The sequence below is a fragment of the Labrenzia sp. C1B70 genome, assembly GCF_000475395.1.
Lineage (GTDB): Bacteria > Pseudomonadota > Alphaproteobacteria > Rhizobiales > Stappiaceae > Roseibium > Roseibium algicola.
Window position 1 is genome coordinate 1 of record NZ_AXCE01000048.1, and the last position, 16,492, is coordinate 16,492.

The 16,492-nt window shown below is 58.4% G+C and carries 12 protein-coding genes and 1 tRNA gene; all 13 read left to right on the plus strand.

Annotation, left to right across the window (positions count from 1 at the left end; translation table 11 throughout):
- Positions 1-129 precede the first annotated feature (129 nt).
- The 13 genes from Q666_RS59205 (at position 130) to fusA (ending at position 16,415) form a co-directional block, all read left to right on the plus strand.
- Positions 130-205 (plus strand) — tRNA-Trp (locus tag Q666_RS59205).
- Positions 206-308: 103 nt separating this feature from the next.
- Positions 309-506 carry a preprotein translocase subunit SecE gene (gene secE / locus Q666_RS59210; protein WP_006936470.1) on the plus strand — a complete coding sequence of 66 codons (198 nt, stop codon included), beginning with the start codon at positions 309-311 and terminating at the stop codon, positions 504-506.
- A 66-nt stretch (positions 507-572) separates the two neighbouring features.
- The gene (gene nusG / locus Q666_RS59215; RefSeq protein WP_006936469.1) at positions 573-1,103 is read left to right on the plus strand and encodes a transcription termination/antitermination protein NusG; all 531 of its coding nucleotides are present in this window, start codon (positions 573-575) and stop codon (positions 1,101-1,103) included.
- 175 nt (positions 1,104-1,278) lie between these two features.
- Positions 1,279-1,707: a 50S ribosomal protein L11 gene (rplK, locus tag Q666_RS59220; protein WP_023001581.1), complete on the plus strand. Its 429-nt coding sequence runs from the start codon at positions 1,279-1,281 to the stop codon at positions 1,705-1,707.
- Positions 1,708-1,711: 4 nt separating this feature from the next.
- Complete coding sequence (rplA, locus tag Q666_RS59225; protein WP_023001582.1) at positions 1,712-2,410, plus strand: 50S ribosomal protein L1; 699 nt, start codon at positions 1,712-1,714, stop codon at positions 2,408-2,410.
- A 323-nt stretch (positions 2,411-2,733) separates the two neighbouring features.
- A complete protein-coding gene (gene rplJ, locus Q666_RS59230; RefSeq protein WP_023001583.1) occupies positions 2,734-3,252 on the plus strand; it encodes a 50S ribosomal protein L10 in 519 nt (172 codons plus the stop codon).
- Positions 3,253-3,312: 60 nt separating this feature from the next.
- Positions 3,313-3,690 (plus strand): 50S ribosomal protein L7/L12, encoded by a 378-nt coding sequence (rplL, locus tag Q666_RS59235; RefSeq protein WP_023001584.1) that lies wholly within the window; start codon positions 3,313-3,315, stop codon positions 3,688-3,690.
- A 289-nt stretch (positions 3,691-3,979) separates the two neighbouring features.
- A complete protein-coding gene (gene rpoB / locus Q666_RS59240; protein WP_031269576.1) occupies positions 3,980-8,119 on the plus strand; it encodes a DNA-directed RNA polymerase subunit beta in 4,140 nt (1,379 codons plus the stop codon).
- A gap of 92 nt (positions 8,120-8,211) precedes the next feature.
- On the plus strand, positions 8,212-12,411 hold the full coding sequence (gene rpoC, locus Q666_RS59245; RefSeq protein ID WP_023001586.1) for a DNA-directed RNA polymerase subunit beta': 4,200 nt from the start codon (positions 8,212-8,214) through the stop codon (positions 12,409-12,411).
- Between the two features lie 78 nt (positions 12,412-12,489).
- Positions 12,490-12,783 (plus strand): hypothetical protein, encoded by a 294-nt coding sequence (locus Q666_RS59250; protein ID WP_023001587.1) that lies wholly within the window; start codon positions 12,490-12,492, stop codon positions 12,781-12,783.
- Positions 12,784-13,459: 676 nt separating this feature from the next.
- Positions 13,460-13,831, plus strand: coding sequence for a 30S ribosomal protein S12 (gene rpsL, locus Q666_RS0134100; protein WP_006936459.1), 372 nt, complete (start codon positions 13,460-13,462; stop codon positions 13,829-13,831).
- 12 nt (positions 13,832-13,843) lie between these two features.
- Entirely contained in the window at positions 13,844-14,314 is a 471-nt protein-coding gene (rpsG, locus tag Q666_RS59255; protein WP_023001588.1) for a 30S ribosomal protein S7, read from the plus strand.
- Between the two features lie 25 nt (positions 14,315-14,339).
- On the plus strand, positions 14,340-16,415 hold the full coding sequence (fusA, locus tag Q666_RS59260; RefSeq protein ID WP_023001589.1) for an elongation factor G: 2,076 nt from the start codon (positions 14,340-14,342) through the stop codon (positions 16,413-16,415).
- Positions 16,416-16,492: the final 77 nt, after the last annotated feature.

Sequence of the window (16,492 nt, forward strand, 5' to 3'; positions counted from 1 at the left end):
GTCGCATCCATCATCGAATAAGATGATTTCGGGCTGCCGGGCCTTGTGCCCGGCAGTCCCGCCTCTTAAGTCTTGCGATGTGCGGCTTCAGAGGGTATCAGGAGCAAGTTCGCCCAGGCGGACTTCTGAAGGGGTATAGCTCAGCTGGTAGAGCGACGGTCTCCAAAACCGTAGGTCGCGGGTTCGAACCCTGCTGCCCCTGCCAATTTGCTCTTGATTAATCTGCCTCGAGGGCTTAAAGAGTTTCCTCGAGTGAGGCGCGCGAAGTTTTTCGCGCGCCCACTCGTATTTAACAGACCGGAATCGGAATGGCGAAGACCAATCCCTTTAAATTCATCCAGGAAGTACGCGCGGAAACGTCCAAGGTAACTTGGCCGACGCGCAAAGAAACAGCAGTGACCACTGTCATGGTTTTCATCATGGTTGTGATCGCGGCGATCTTTTTTCTCGTGGCAGATCAGTTGATGGGCTTCGGGATCGGCTATCTTCTGGGTGTCGGCGGCTAATTTCAGTCAGCCGCCCGGGCGACTGTCCGGTTTGAAGACAAAGAACAAGAAACGGAACTGAGATCCATGGCCAAGCGCTGGTACATTGTGCACGCCTACTCCAATTTCGAGAAGAAGGTCGCCGAGTCCATCCGCGAAAAGGCCGAGCAGAAGGGTCTGTCCGACCTGTTCGAAGAGATTCTCGTTCCGATGGAAAAGGTCGTTGAAGTGCGCCGTGGCCGCAAGGTCGATGCAGAGCGCAAGTTCTTCCCGGGCTACGTCCTGGTGAAGATGGAAATGACCAACGAGGCTTTCCACCTCATCAAGGATACTCCGAAGGTAACCGGGTTCCTGGGCGCGGATCAGAAGCCGATGCCGATCCCGGAAAAAGAAGCAATGCGCATCATCAACCAGGTGCAGGAAGGCGTGGACCGGCCGAAGCCGTCCGTGACTTTCGAGGTTGGCGAGCAGGTGCGTGTTTCCGACGGTCCGTTCGCGTCCTTCTCCGGCCTTGTCGAGGAAGTGGACGACGAGCGTGCGCGTTTGAAGGTGGCCGTGTCCATCTTCGGCCGTGCAACGCCGGTGGAACTGGAATTCGGTCAGGTCGACAAGCTCTGATCGTTTGCTGCCCCGAGGGGTGGCGTGAGAGCCCGGTCGCAGTGTCCACAAGGATGCGGCATCCGGGGTGAAAGGGTGGAAGGTTCCGGAACTCTTCGCCGGGTTCCAACAGGGCCGAACCACCAACTCCCAATCAGCTGAAGAGCCATTCAGCTGTTAATGACTGGAGAGAAACATGGCGAAAAAAATCGAAGGTTTCCTGAAGCTTCAGGTGCCGGCAGGTTCCGCTACTCCGTCGCCGCCCATTGGTCCGGCGCTCGGTCAGCGTGGTCTGAACATCATGGAATTCTGCAAGGCCTTCAACGCCGCTACGCAGGATGCTGAAAAGGGCGCACCGTGCCCGACCGTGATCACCTACTACTCCGACAAGTCCTTCACGTTCGAAGTGAAGACGGCTCCGGTCAGCTTCTTCCTGAAGAAAGCTGCCAAGCTGCAGAAGGGCTCCCAGACCCCGGGCCGTGGCACGGTTGGTTCTGTGACCAAGGCGCAGGTGAAGGAAATCGCCGAAGCCAAGATGAAGGACCTGAACGCCAACGACATCGACGCAGCTATGCTGATGGTCGAAGGCTCCGCCCGCTCCATGGGCCTCGAGGTAACGGAGTAAGATCATGGCGAAGGTTGGAAAGCGCATCCAGGCAGCTCGTGAAGGTATCGACCGCAACAAGCTGTATTCCCTGAACGAAGCCATCGGCCTCGTGAAGGACCGTTCCAAGACCAAGTTCGACGAAACCGTTGAAGTTGCGATCAATCTCGGCGTTGATCCGCGTCACGCAGACCAGATGGTCCGCGGCGTGTGCATCCTGCCGAACGGCACCGGCAAGACCGTTCGCGTTGCTGTGTTTGCTCGCGGCGACAAGGCCGAAGAAGCCAAGGCTGCTGGCGCCGACATCGTCGGTGCAGAAGAGCTGGTTCAGGAAGTTCAGGGCGGCAAGATCGACTTCGATCGCTGCATTGCAACTCCGGACATGATGCCGCTCGTCGGTCGTCTCGGTAAGGTTCTCGGCCCGCGCGGCCTGATGCCGAACCCGAAGGTTGGCACCGTGACCCCGGACGTCAAGTCCGCCGTCAACGACGCCAAGGGCGGCGCTGTTCAGTTCCGCGTTGAAAAGGCCGGTATCGTTCACGCTGGCGTTGGCAAGGTGTCCTTCTCTGAAGAAGCGATCACCCAGAACGTCAAGGCTCTGCTGGACGCCGTTCAGAAAGCCAAGCCGTCTGGCGCAAAAGGCACCTACCTGAAGCGCATCGCCGTGTCCTCCACGATGGGCCCGGGCGTAAAGGTCGATCTCGCCACCGTTGCTGGCGAATAATCCGGACTTTCCGGATTGATACGAGATTTCGGCCGAAAGGCCGAATAGACCCGGCGGCTTGCTGCCGGGTTGCCCTGTCCGAGACTGCAGGTGCCGGGAAACCGGCTTAAGCCGAACAAGGCCTGCATAGATGGGTGAGAACCGAATTTCCCACCGATCCGGTGGAAAACCTGGTTCGAACCAGACCTTGCCGAGCGCTTCTGGCGCGAAGGTGAGGGGACAGGACCCTGAGCGTCGCCAGGACAGGCGGTACCGGGTTCGGGACCATCTGCCAGGCGGCAAGGTAAACCGGCGGCGTCACAGCCGCCAAATGGAGAAGGCAAGTGGAAAGAGCGGAAAAGCACGAGTTCGTGTCGGCCCTCAACGCCGAGCTGGGTAATACCGGTGTTGTCGTCGTCGCGCACTATGCAGGCCTTTCGGTAGCTCAGATGACCGCACTGCGGGCATCCGTGCGCGAAGCCGGCGGCACTGTAAAAGTCGCAAAAAACCGCCTTGTCAAACTCGCCCTTCAAGGCACCGACCTTGAGCACATCTCCGACCTGTTTCAGGGCCCGACCGTTATCGTCCATTCCGACGATCCGGTAGCCGCTCCGAAAGCAGCCGTCGATTTCGCCAAGGCAAACGAAAAGTTTGCGATCCTTGGTGGTGCTCTTGGCTCGACCAACCTGAACCCGGATGGGGTCAAGTCTCTGGCAACCATGCCGTCGCTCGATGAGCTGCGTGCGAAACTGGTTGGCATGATCCAGACCCCGGCTTCCCGGATTGCACAGGTTGTCAACGCTCCGGCCGGGCAGCTTGCCCGCGTCTTCGGCGCTTACGCCAAGAAGGACGAGGCCGCATAAGGCGTCCAAAACACACTGTCTCACGTAACCAAAACTGGTTCGAACTTAAGGTACTGAAAAATGGCTGATCTTGAAAAGCTCGTTGAAGAACTGTCCGCACTGACCGTTATGGAAGCTGCTGAACTCAGCAAGCTTCTGGAAGAAAAGTGGGGCGTTTCTGCTGCTGCTCCGGTCGCAGTTGCTGCTGTTGCTGCTGGTGGCGGCGATGCAGCTGCTGCTGAAGAAAAGACCGAATTTGACGTTATCCTGGCTTCTGCCGGCGACAAGAAAATCAACGTCATCAAGGAAGTCCGCGCAATCACCGGTCTTGGCCTGAAAGAAGCTAAGGAGCTCGTCGAAGGCGCTCCGAAGCCGGTCAAGGAAGGCGTTGGCAAAGACGAAGCAGAAGAGCTGAAGAAGAAGCTCGAAGAAGCTGGCGCATCTGTCGAGCTGAAATAATAAAGGCCTACCGGCCTTTTGAACGGTCCCGGGAAACCGGGACCGTACCTAGCCCCGGCGGGATTTTCCCGTTTCCGGGGCAAACGTACCACTAGGGCATCCTGCTTTCGCAAGACGGCAGATGAAGATGTTCTAGGCCCCTAAGACCGGTCAACTTGTCTGGTTTCAGGTGAGGGCACCTGAAGCAGGTTGATCCAGGGGGGACGGTTTTCCGAAGCGCCCGGGCGCTCGCCCGATTGGAAAAGGGGCGTTTCGGGAAGCCGTTACCCGGCCGATACGAGGAGCGACAATGACCCAAACGTTCAACGGTCGCAAAAAGGTCCGTAAATATTTCGGATCGATCCGCGATGTCGCGGCTATGCCTAATCTCATCGAGGTTCAAAAAGCATCCTACGACCAGTTTCTGCAGGTCGACGAGATGCCGGGCGGTGGCCGCAAGAATGAAGGCCTTGAAGCGGTCTTCCAGTCCGTATTTCCGATCTCCGATTTTGCGGGCACTTCCCTTCTGGAATTTGTTTCCTTTGAATTTGAAGCTCCCAAATACGACGTCGATGAGTGCCGCCAGCGCGACATGACCTTTGCGGCTCCGCTGAAGGTTACCCTGCGCCTGATCGTGTTCGATGTCGATGAAGACACCGGCGCGAAGTCCGTGAAAGACATCAAGGAACAAGATGTCTACATGGGCGACATGCCGTTCATGACCGACAACGGCACGTTCATCGTCAACGGCACCGAGCGCGTCATCGTTTCCCAGATGCACCGTTCTCCGGGTGTGTTCTTCGACCATGACAAGGGCAAGACCCATTCTTCCGGCAAGTTGCTGTTCGCAGCACGCGTGATCCCGTATCGCGGTTCCTGGCTCGATATCGAATTCGACGCCAAGGACATCGTGCATGCGCGCATCGACCGTCGCCGCAAGATCCCGGTTACGTCCCTGCTGATGGCGCTTGGCCTCGATGGTGAGGAAATCCTCAACACGTTCTACAAGCGTATCGATTACACCCGTCAGAAGGACGGCTCCTGGCGCATGCCGTTTGACGGCAACCGTCTGAAGGGCACCAAGGCGTCCTACGACCTGATCGACGCTGACAGCGGCGAAGTGGTGATCGAAGGTGGCCGGAAGATCACTCAGCGCACCATCAAGCAGCTTGAGGAAAAAGGCGTCACCGCCTTGAAAGTGACCGACGAAGACCTTCATGGCCAGTACCTGGCTGAAGACATCGTCGACATGAAGAGCGGTGAAATCTACGCTGAAGCAGGCGACGAGATTTCCGGCAAGCTGCTGGAAGAACTGGTCGATCGTGGTTACCACGAGCTGCCGATGCTCGACATCGATCATGTCAACACCGGTCCGTACATCCGCAACACCCTGTCGGTCGACAAGAACGAGTCTCGTGAAGATGCTCTGTTTGACATCTACCGCGTGATGCGTCCGGGCGAGCCGCCCACCATCGACACTGCCGAGGCGATGTTCCAGTCGCTGTTCTTCGACGAAGAGCGCTATGACCTGTCCGCCGTTGGCCGCGTGAAGATGAACATGCGTCTCGACGTGGAGTGTGCCGACACCGTTCGCACGCTGCGCAAGGACGACATCCTGGAAGTCATCCGGGTTCTTCTTGAACTGCGCGATGGCAAGGGCGAAATCGACGACATCGACAACCTCGGCAACCGCCGTGTTCGTTCTGTCGGCGAGCTGATGGAAAATCAGTACCGCGTCGGTCTGCTGCGCATGGAACGTGCGATCAAGGAACGCATGAGCTCTGTCGAAATCGACACGGTCATGCCTCAGGACCTGATCAACGCGAAGCCGGCTGCTGCTGCCGTTCGTGAATTCTTCGGCTCCTCGCAGCTGTCGCAGTTCATGGACCAGACCAACCCGCTGTCGGAAGTCACCCACAAGCGCCGCCTGTCGGCACTTGGCCCGGGCGGTCTGACCCGCGAACGCGCAGGCTTCGAAGTCCGCGACGTTCACCCGACGCACTACGGCCGTATCTGCCCGATTGAAACGCCGGAAGGCCCGAACATCGGTCTGATCAACTCGCTGGCAACCTTTGCCCGTGTGAACAAGTACGGCTTCATCGAAAGCCCGTACCGGAAAGTGAAAGACGGCGCCGTTACCAACGAAGTCGTTTATCTTTCCGCCATGGAAGAAGCCAAGCACTACGTGGCCCAGTCCAACGCCGTCTACGACGACGAGGGCCGGTTCACCGAAGAGCTGATCACCTGCCGTCACGCCGGTGAAAACATGATGGTTCCGTCCGACAAGGTCGACCTCATGGACGTTTCGCCGAAACAGCTCGTGTCCGTCGCGGCCGCGCTCATTCCGTTCCTTGAGAACGATGACGCCAACCGCGCACTGATGGGCTCGAACATGCAGCGTCAGGCCGTTCCGCTGGTTCGTGCCGAAGCGCCGTTCGTCGGTACAGGCATGGAGCCGATCGTGGCACGCGATTCCGGTGCTGCCATCGGTGCCCGCCGTGCTGGCGTTGTCGACCAGGTGGATGCGACCCGTATCGTTATCCGTGCGACCGAAGACCTCGATCCGGGCAAGTCCGGCGTCGATATCTACCGGCTGCAGAAGTTCCAGCGGTCCAACCAGAACACCTGCATCAACCAGCGTCCGCTGGTGCGTGTCGGTGATCGGATCCACAAGGGCGACATCATTGCCGACGGTCCGTCGACCGATCTCGGTGATCTGGCGCTCGGCCGGAACGTGCTCGTCGCGTTCATGCCCTGGAACGGCTACAACTTCGAGGATTCCATCCTCCTGTCCGAACGCATCGTCTCCGATGACGTGTTCACCTCCATCCACCTCGAGGAATTCGAAGTGATGGCGCGTGACACCAAGCTTGGGCCGGAAGAAATCACCCGCGACATTCCGAACGTTTCGGAAGAAGCGCTGAAGAACCTCGACGAAGCCGGTATCGTCTACATCGGTGCCGAGCTGAACCCGGGCGACATCCTGGTCGGCAAGATCACTCCGAAGGGCGAAAGCCCGATGACGCCGGAAGAAAAGCTTCTGCGCGCCATCTTCGGTGAAAAGGCGTCCGACGTGCGCGATACCTCCCTGCGCCTGCCGCCGGGGGTTTCCGGTACCGTTGTCGAAGTGCGCGTCTTCAACCGCCACGGCGTTGAAAAAGACGAACGCGCGATGGCGATCGAGCGTGAGGAAATCGAGCGTCTCGCAAAGGACCGCGACGACGAACAGGCGATCCTCGACCGCAACGTCTATGGCCGTCTGGCCGAGATGCTGATGGACAAAACCGCCATTGCCGGCCCGAAGGGCTCCAAGAAGGACACCGTACTGACCGGGGACGTTCTCAACGACTTCCCGCGCTCGCAGTGGTGGCAGTTTGCCACTGACGACGAGAAGTTCATGTCCGAAATCGAAGCTCTGCGTGGTCAGTATGACGACAGCCGCAAGCGTCTCGAGCAGCGTTTCATCGACAAGGTCGAGAAACTGCAGCGCGGTGACGAACTGCCGCCGGGCGTCATGAAGATGGTCAAGGTCTTTGTTGCCGTGAAGCGCAAGCTTCAGCCGGGCGACAAGATGGCCGGCCGTCACGGCAACAAGGGCGTGGTCTCGAAGATCAACCCGTGCGAAGACATGCCGTTCCTTGAAGACGGCACGCATGTCGATATCGTGCTGAACCCGCTCGGCGTTCCGTCGCGCATGAACGTCGGTCAGATCCTTGAAACCCACCTGGGTTGGGCCTGCCGCGGCATGGGTAACCGGATCGGCGAAATGTACGACGAGTACAGGAAGTCGGGCGAGATCGGCGAATTGCGCGGCAAGATTGTCGAGATCTACGGCGACAACATGAAGGGCGACAACGTCAAGGAATACGATGACGAAGGTATCGTACGCCTGGCGGAGCAGCTGAAGAAGGGCGTCAGCATCGCGACGCCGGTCTTCGACGGTGCTCGTGAACCCGATGTCGTCGAGGCGCTCAACATTGCCGGCTACGACCCGAGCGGCCAGTCCGTTCTGTACGATGGCCGGACCGGTGAAGAGTTCGACCGCAAGGTAACCGTGGGCTACATCTACATGCTGAAGCTCCACCACCTTGTCGACGACAAGATCCATGCCCGTTCCATTGGCCCGTACTCGCTCGTCACCCAGCAGCCGCTCGGTGGTAAGGCACAGTTCGGTGGCCAGCGCTTCGGGGAAATGGAGGTCTGGGCGCTTGAAGCTTACGGTGCAGCCTACACGCTGCAGGAAATGCTCACCGTCAAGTCGGATGACGTTGCCGGCCGTACGAAGGTCTATGAGGCCATCGTTCGTGGCGACGACACCTTCGAGGCAGGCATTCCGGAAAGCTTCAACGTGCTTGTGAAGGAAATGCGGTCCCTGGGTCTCAACGTTGAACTGCAACGAACCGATGTCCCCGTGATCGGCGAGGAAGAAACTGCGGACGCCGCAGAATAACCCCGCCTACGGACCACAAATGACTTGGAATGCCGGTTGCGGGGAGGGGCGCAAGAGCTCGCTCCCCCACCGCGCATCGAAGGAGATGGATCATGAATCATGAGGTCATGAACCTGTTCAATCAGCAGGCTCCCGCACAGACCTTCGACAATATCCGGATTTCGCTTGCGAGCCCGGAAAAGATCTTGTCCTGGTCTTTCGGCGAAATCAAAAAGCCGGAGACCATCAACTACCGTACGTTCAAGCCTGAGCGCGACGGTCTGTTCTGCGCGCGTATCTTTGGCCCGATCAAGGACTACGAATGTCTTTGCGGCAAATACAAGCGCATGAAATACAAGGGCGTCATCTGCGAAAAGTGTGGCGTTGAAGTCACCCTGTCGCGGGTTCGCCGTGAGCGCATGGGCCACATCGAACTGGCTGCGCCTGTTGCGCACATCTGGTTCCTGAAGTCCCTGCCGAGCCGTATCGGCCTTCTGCTCGACATGACGCTGAAGGACCTGGAACGCGTTCTGTATTTCGAGAACTATGTTGTTCTCGAGCCGGGCCTGACCCCGCTCAAGCAGCACCAGCTTCTGTCGGAAGAAGACTTCATCGCCGCTCAGGACGAGTATGGCGAAGATGCCTTCACCGCCATGATCGGTGCCGAGGCGATCCGCGAGATCCTGATGAGCATGGATCTGGAACGCGAGAGCGAGAAGCTGCGTCAGGAGATCGCCGAGGCGACCACCGAACTGAAGCCGAAGAAGCTTGCCAAGCGCCTGAAGGTTATCGAAGCATTCATGGAATCGGGCAACCGCCCGGAGTGGATGATCATGACCGTGGTTCCGGTTATCCCGCCGGATCTGCGCCCGCTGGTACCGCTTGACGGTGGCCGTTTCGCGACGTCCGATCTGAACGATCTCTACCGCCGCGTGATCAACCGTAACAACCGTCTGCGCCGCCTGATGGAACTGCGTGCTCCGGATATCATCATCCGGAACGAAAAGCGCATGCTTCAGGAGTCCGTTGACGCCCTGTTCGACAACGGCCGCCGCGGCCGCGTCATCACCGGCGCCAACAAGCGTCCGCTGAAGTCGCTGTCCGACATGCTGAAGGGCAAGCAGGGCCGGTTCCGTCAGAACCTGCTCGGCAAGCGCGTCGACTATTCCGGCCGTTCGGTTATCACCGTGGGTCCGGAACTGAAGCTGCACCAGTGCGGTCTGCCGAAGAAGATGGCGCTTGAGCTGTTCAAGCCGTTCATCTATTCGCGCCTCGACGCCAAGGGTTTCTCCTCGACCGTCAAGCAGGCCAAGAAGCTGGTTGAAAAGGAACGGCCGGAAGTCTGGGACATCCTCGACGAAGTCATCCGTGAGCACCCGGTTCTCCTGAACCGCGCGCCGACGCTGCACCGTCTTGGTATCCAGGCCTTCGAACCGACGCTGATCGAAGGCAAGGCCATCCAGCTGCACCCGCTCGTCTGCTCGGCCTTCAACGCCGACTTCGACGGTGACCAGATGGCTGTTCACGTACCGCTTTCGCTGGAAGCCCAGCTCGAAGCGCGTACGCTGATGATGTCGACCAACAACATTCTGCATCCGGCAAACGGTGGCCCGATCATCGTTCCTTCGCAGGATATCGTTCTGGGTCTCTACTATCTGTCCATCATGGCAGAAGGTGAGCCGGGCGAAGGCATGGTCTTCGGCAACACTGGTGAGATCCACCATGCGCTGGCCAACAAGGTCATCACGCTGCACACCAAGGTGAAGGGTCGGTATCGGTCCATCGATGCGGAAGGCAATCCGACTTCCGAAATCATCGAGACCACTCCGGGCCGCATGCTCATCGCGGAGCTTCTGCCGAAGCACCACGAAGTGCCGTTCGAGGTCTGCAACAAGCTGATGACCAAGAAGGACATCTCCAAGATGATCGACACGGTTTACCGTGCCTGCGGTCAGAAGGAGACGGTTATCTTCTGTGACCGGATCATGCAGCTTGGCTTCAAGAACGCCTGTAACGCCGGCATCTCCTTCGGCATGGACGACATGGTCATTCCGGACACCAAGCACAAACTGGTGGCCGAAACCTCGTCGCTCGCGACCGAATACGAGCAGCAGTACAACGACGGTCTGATCACCCAGGGCGAAAAGTACAACAAGGTTGTCGACGCCTGGGCGAAATGTACCGACAAGATTGCTGACGAGATGATGGCCCGCATCAAGGCGGTCCAGATCGATGAGGAAACCGGTCGTCAGAAGCCGATGAACTCGGTCTACATGATGTCGCACTCCGGTGCTCGTGGTTCGCCCCAGCAGATGAAGCAGCTGGCCGGCATGCGCGGCCTGATGGCCAAGCCGGACGGTTCCATCATCGAGAACCCGATCATCTCGAACTTCAAGGAAGGCCTGTCGGTTCTGGAGTACTTCAACTCCACCCACGGTGCCCGTAAGGGTCTGGCCGATACCGCTCTGAAGACCGCAAACTCCGGTTACCTGACCCGCCGTCTGGTGGACGTCGCCCAGGATTCCATCATCCTGGAACCGGATTGCGGATCCACGCGCGGCATCACCGTTGCTCCGATCGTCGATGCCGGTAACGTCATCGCTTCGCTCGGCATGCGCGTTCTGGGCCGTACGACTGCGGAAGATGTCTACAACAACCAGACCGGCGAACTGCTTGTCCCCAAGGGCACGCTGATCGACGAGAAGGATGTTGATGCCATCGAGGCTGCCAAGGTTCAGCAGATCAAGATCCGCTCGGTTCTTACCTGTGAAACCGAAACCGGCGTCTGCGCGACCTGCTATGGTCGTGACCTTGCTCGCGGTACGCCCGTGAACATGGGTGAAGCTGTCGGCGTCATCGCCGCACAGTCGATCGGTGAGCCTGGCACGCAGCTGACCATGCGTACCTTCCACATTGGTGGTACCGCACAGGTTGTCGACAGCTCGTTCATCGAGTCCAACGTCGACGGCACGGTCAAGATCCGGAACCGTTCGGTCAATCGCGACAGCGACGGCAACCTGATTGCCATGGTTCGCAACATGTCCATCGTTGTCATCGACAGCGACGGCAACGAGCGTGCCGTGCATCGTGTGGCCTACGGTTCCAAGCTGCATGTCGATGAAGGCGATGCGGTCAAGCGCGGTCAGCGGATTGCCGAGTGGGATCCGTATACCCGTCCGATGCTTGCTGAAGTCGATGGTATCGTGGACTTCGAGGATCTGGTCGATGGTGCGTCCGTTCAGGAAACGGCCGACGAAGCGACCGGCATCACCAAGCGTGTCGTCATTGACTGGCGTTCTTCGCAGCGTGGTCAGGATCTGAAGCCGGCTATCGTCGTCAAGGACGAAAAAGGCAGCATTTCCAAGACCGATCGTGGCTCCGATGCCCGTCTGATGCTTTCCGTTGACGCGGTTCTGTCCGTTCAGCCGGGAGCTTCGGTCAAGGCTGGTGACGTTCTGGCCCGTATCCCGCTGGAAAGCGCCAAGACCAAGGACATCACCGGTGGTCTGCCGCGTGTTGCGGAACTGTTCGAGGCTCGCCGTCCGAAGGATCATGCGATCATCGCCGAAATCGATGGTACGATCCGCTTCGGTCGCGATTACAAGAACAAGCGTCGCGTCATCATCGAGCCGGCGGAAGAAGGTGTCGAGCCTGTCGAATACCTCATCCCGAAAGGCAAGCACTTCCATCTTCAGGAAGGCGATGCCATTGAAAAGGGTGAGTACATCCTCGACGGCAACCCGGCTCCGCACGACATCCTGGCGGTTAAAGGCGTGGAGGCCCTTGCGGCTTACCTCGTCAACGAGATCCAGGAAGTCTACCGCCTGCAGGGTGTGACCATCAACGACAAGCACATTGAAGTGATTGTCCGCCAGATGCTGCAGAAGGTCGAGATCACCGATCCGGGCGATACGGAGTTCTTCTCCGGCGAACAGATCGACAAGATCGACTTCGAGGAAGCCAACCGTCGGGCGATCGACAATGCGCGCGATCCTGCCAAGGGGACGCCGGTTCTGCTCGGCATCACCAAGGCGTCGCTGCAGACGCGCTCGTTCTTCTCCGCCGCCTCCTTCCAGGAGACGACCCGCGTCCTTACCGATGCGGCAGTCAACGGCAAGACCGACCCGTTGGTCGGCCTCAAGGAGAACGTCATCGTCGGCCGCCTGATCCCGGCCGGTACCGGTGGGGTGATGAAGCGGATCCGTCAGATCGCGACGCATCGCGACGACCTGATCCAGGAAGCTCAACGTCAGCAGTCTTCGGACAGTGCAGCGGAAGGCCTTCTGGAAGATATGACCGGTGCAGCCGAGTAATCGGTTTCCCGTCGAACTGTCGAAAGGCCGCCCTCGGGCGGCCTTTCTTGTATAATGAGGCAAAAGAGGCCTGATGATATGAACGACAATGAACTTGAACTGGACCCGGTGGTCTACATCGTCATTGGCAGGGTCTGGGAAAATGAAGACGCTTCGCCGGATGACGCCATCACCATTCACGCGCTGCTGACAGCGCCGGATGACGACGATGCGGTTCGCAAGACACTTGAATCTCTCTCGGCTCAGGGGTTTGCGGAAGCCGAGCTCGACCAGATCGGCGTAATGGATGGCGAACCGGATGATCCGGTTTACGAAGGTGCCTACCAGGATGCGCTTGCCGGAAACGTTGCAATCGTGACTTTCACGGCCTGAGGAGGCTGAAAGATCGCTCGCCCGCAAATACCTGCCGTGCATCAGGAGCATATCGGCGGGTGAGGGGCTATGGCCGGCGAATCCGGAATGCGCTTATGGCGGGTTCGTCTGGAATCGGTCCCATGAATCAAGGGCCTGCGTTGCACGATGACCTGGCAAAACCCACCGATCTGACCTGATTTGAGTCATTCCGGTTAGAGTTGATTCAGAATTCCGCCGGAATGCGGAATCTGCCAGCGAAATAAAATTACCGAAAAGGCGCTGAAAACTATCGTTTGGCGCTGGTAAGTAGCGGAAATCGTGTCGGAAATTCAGATGGCGGATCTGTAACCCGCACAAACGCTGTTTTTTCGACAAAGCACTTGACGCAATGGGTGCATATGAGTAGTTTCCGCGCATCCCAAGGGCAGGCGGTAAGTGCGAACCCGTCCAGCGCCACCAAGGCGCAGGACCCAGTCCTCTTAAACGCTGCCGGGTTATATAGGCGAATACGCGTCGATTGCATGACCGCGGGGTAACTCGTGGTCCTCTGGTTTTTCGCAGCGCCGGCCGCTCTTCATTGAGCGCGCGGGCGCGATTTTGCATGTCTTCACGGCTCAGGCCGAGGAGGGGTCAAGGTCAGCGGGGGACTGCAGTTGCATACGAATTTTTGGATGGACAAGGTAAAGGGCAAAGAATGCCGACCATCAACCAGTTGATCCGCAAGCCGCGGAAAGATCCGCCGAAGCGGAACAAGGTGCCGGCCATGGAGGCCTGCCCCCAGAAGCGTGGTGTTTGCACCCGCGTTTACACGACGACGCCGAAGAAGCCGAACTCGGCTCTGCGTAAGGTGGCCAAAATCCGCCTGACCAACGGCTTCGAAGTCATTGGCTACATCCCGGGTGAAGGTCACAACCTTCAGGAACACTCGGTGGTTATGATCCGCGGCGGTCGCGTAAAGGACTTGCCGGGTGTGCGCTACCACATCATCCGTGGTGTGCTCGATACCCAGGGCGTCAAGGATCGTAAGCAGCGCCGTTCGAAGTACGGCGCGAAGCGGCCGAAGTAAGGAGCACATCAGATGTCCCGTCGTCACCGCGCTGAAAAACGCGAAATTAACCCGGATCCGAAGTTCGGGGATATCGTCGTAACGAAGTTCATGAACTCCATCATGTACGACGGTAAGAAGTCGACTGCCGAGCGCATCGTTTACGGTGCTTTCGACGTCGTCGAAAACAAGACCCGCGAGAACCCGATCGAAGTGTTCCACGCTGCTCTTGAGAACGTTATGCCGCAAGTGGAAGTTCGCTCCCGCCGTGTTGGTGGTGCGACCTACCAGGTCCCGGTCGAGGTTCGTACCGACCGCCGTCAGGCGCTGGCTATTCGCTGGCTGATCACTGCGGCTCGCAATCGTAACGAAACCACGATGGTTGACCGTCTTTCCGGCGAGCTGCTCGACGCAGCAAACAACCGTGGTACCGCAGTCAAGAAGCGCGAAGACACGCACCGGATGGCAGACGCCAACCGCGCATTCTCGCACTATCGCTGGTAATTTGTGACTTCGAAGGGCTGACGCAATGGCGCGCACGCATAAAATCGAGGACTACCGCAACTTCGGCATCATGGCTCACATCGATGCTGGAAAGACCACTACGACTGAGCGGATCCTCTTCTACACTGGTAAGAGCCACAAGATCGGCGAAGTTCATGACGGCGCAGCCACCATGGACTGGATGGAGCAGGAGCAGGAGCGTGGCATCACGATCACCTCTGCTGCAACCACCGCTTTCTGGAAAGAAAAGCGCCTGAACATCATCGACACCCCGGGCCACGTTGACTTCACCATTGAAGTTGAACGTTCCCTGCGCGTGCTCGACGGTGCCGTCGCCCTTCTGGATGCAAACGCTGGCGTTGAGCCGCAGACTGAAACTGTTTGGCGCCAGGCCGACAAGTATCATGTCCCGCGGATGATCTTCGTCAACAAGATGGACAAGCTGGGCGCCGATTTCGATCGCTGCGTCAAGATGATCAAGGAACGCCTCGGCGCAACTCCGCTGGTCATGCAGCTTCCGGTTGGCGCTGAAAGCGAATTCGCTGGCTGTATCGACCTTCTGGAAATGAAGGCTCTGATCTGGCAGTCCGAAAACCTTGGCGCTGCCTGGGACGTTGTCGACATTCCGGCCGATCTCGTAGATCGCGCTCAGGAAGCTCGCGATGCTCTGATCGAGACTGTTGTCGAAGTCGACGAAGCTGTCATGGAAGCTTATCTGGAAGGCGAAGAGCCCTCCATCGAGACGCTCAAGAAGCTTATCCGCAAGGGTACGATCAGCACCGAATTCGTTCCGGTCTTCTGCGGTTCCGCGTTCAAGAACAAAGGCGTTCAGCCGCTTCTCGACGCAGTTGTCGACTACCTGCCGAGCCCGGTTGAAGTTCCGGATATCAAGGGTATCGACCCGAAGACGGAAAGCGAAATCGTTCGCAAGTCTTCCGATGAAGAGCCGCTCGGCCTGCTGGCGTTCAAGATCGCCAACGACCCGTTCGTTGGTTCCCTGACGTTCTGCCGCATCTATTCCGGCGTTCTGAACAAGGGCGTGTCCCTGCTGAACACCGTGAAAGACAAGCGTGAGCGCGTCGGCCGGATGATGCAGATGCACTCCAACTCCCGCGAAGACATCGATGTAGCCTATGCAGGCGATATCGTTGCTATCGCTGGTCTGAAGGACACCACGACTGGCGACACCCTGTGTGATCCGCTTAAGCCGGTGATTTTGGAGCGCATGGAATTTCCGGAGCCGGTCATCGAGATCGCTGTCGAGCCGAAGACCAAGGGTGACCAGGAAAAGATGGGCCTCGCGCTCAACCGCCTGGCTGCTGAAGATCCGTCCTTCCGCGTCAAAACCGACGAAGAATCCGGTCAGACCATCATCGCCGGCATGGGCGAACTGCACCTGGACATCATCGTCGACCGCATGAAGCGCGAGTTCAAGGTCGAGGCCAACATCGGTGCGCCGCAGGTGGCTTACCGCGAAACCATCACCAAGGTTTCTGAAGTGGATTACACCCACAAGAAGCAGTCTGGTGGTTCCGGTCAGTTCGCTCGCGTCAAGCTTGTCATCGAGCCGGCCGAGCCGAACGAAGGCTACGTCTTCGAAAGCAAGATCGTCGGCGGGTCCATTCCGAAGGAATACATCCCGGGCGTTACCAAAGGTATCGAAAGCGTCATGTCTTCCGGTCCGCTGGCAGGCTTCCCGATGCTCGATATCAAGGCAACCCTGATTGATGGTGCCTACCACGACGTTGACTCCTCGGTTCTCGCCTTCGAAATCGCCGGCCGTGCCGGTTTCCGCGAAGGTATTGCCAAGGCCGGCCCGAAACTGCTCGAGCCGATCATGAAGGTCGAGGTTGTCACACCGGAAGACTACATGGGTGACGTGATTGGTGACCTGAACTCCCGCCGCGGCCAGATCGCGGGTACGGAGAACCGGGGCGTCGTTACTGTCATCACCGCAATGGTCCCGCTGGCCAACATGTTTGGTTACGTGAACAACCTGCGTTCCATGTCTCAGGGCCGCGCACAGTACTCGATGGTGTTCGATCACTACGAGCAGGTGCCGCAGGCTGTCGCCGAAGAGGTTCAGGCGAAATACGCCTGAGCCCATCCTCTTAACGTCAAGAAGAACTAGAGAAACGGAGTAATCCGATGGCGAAAGAAAAATTTGAGCGCAACAAG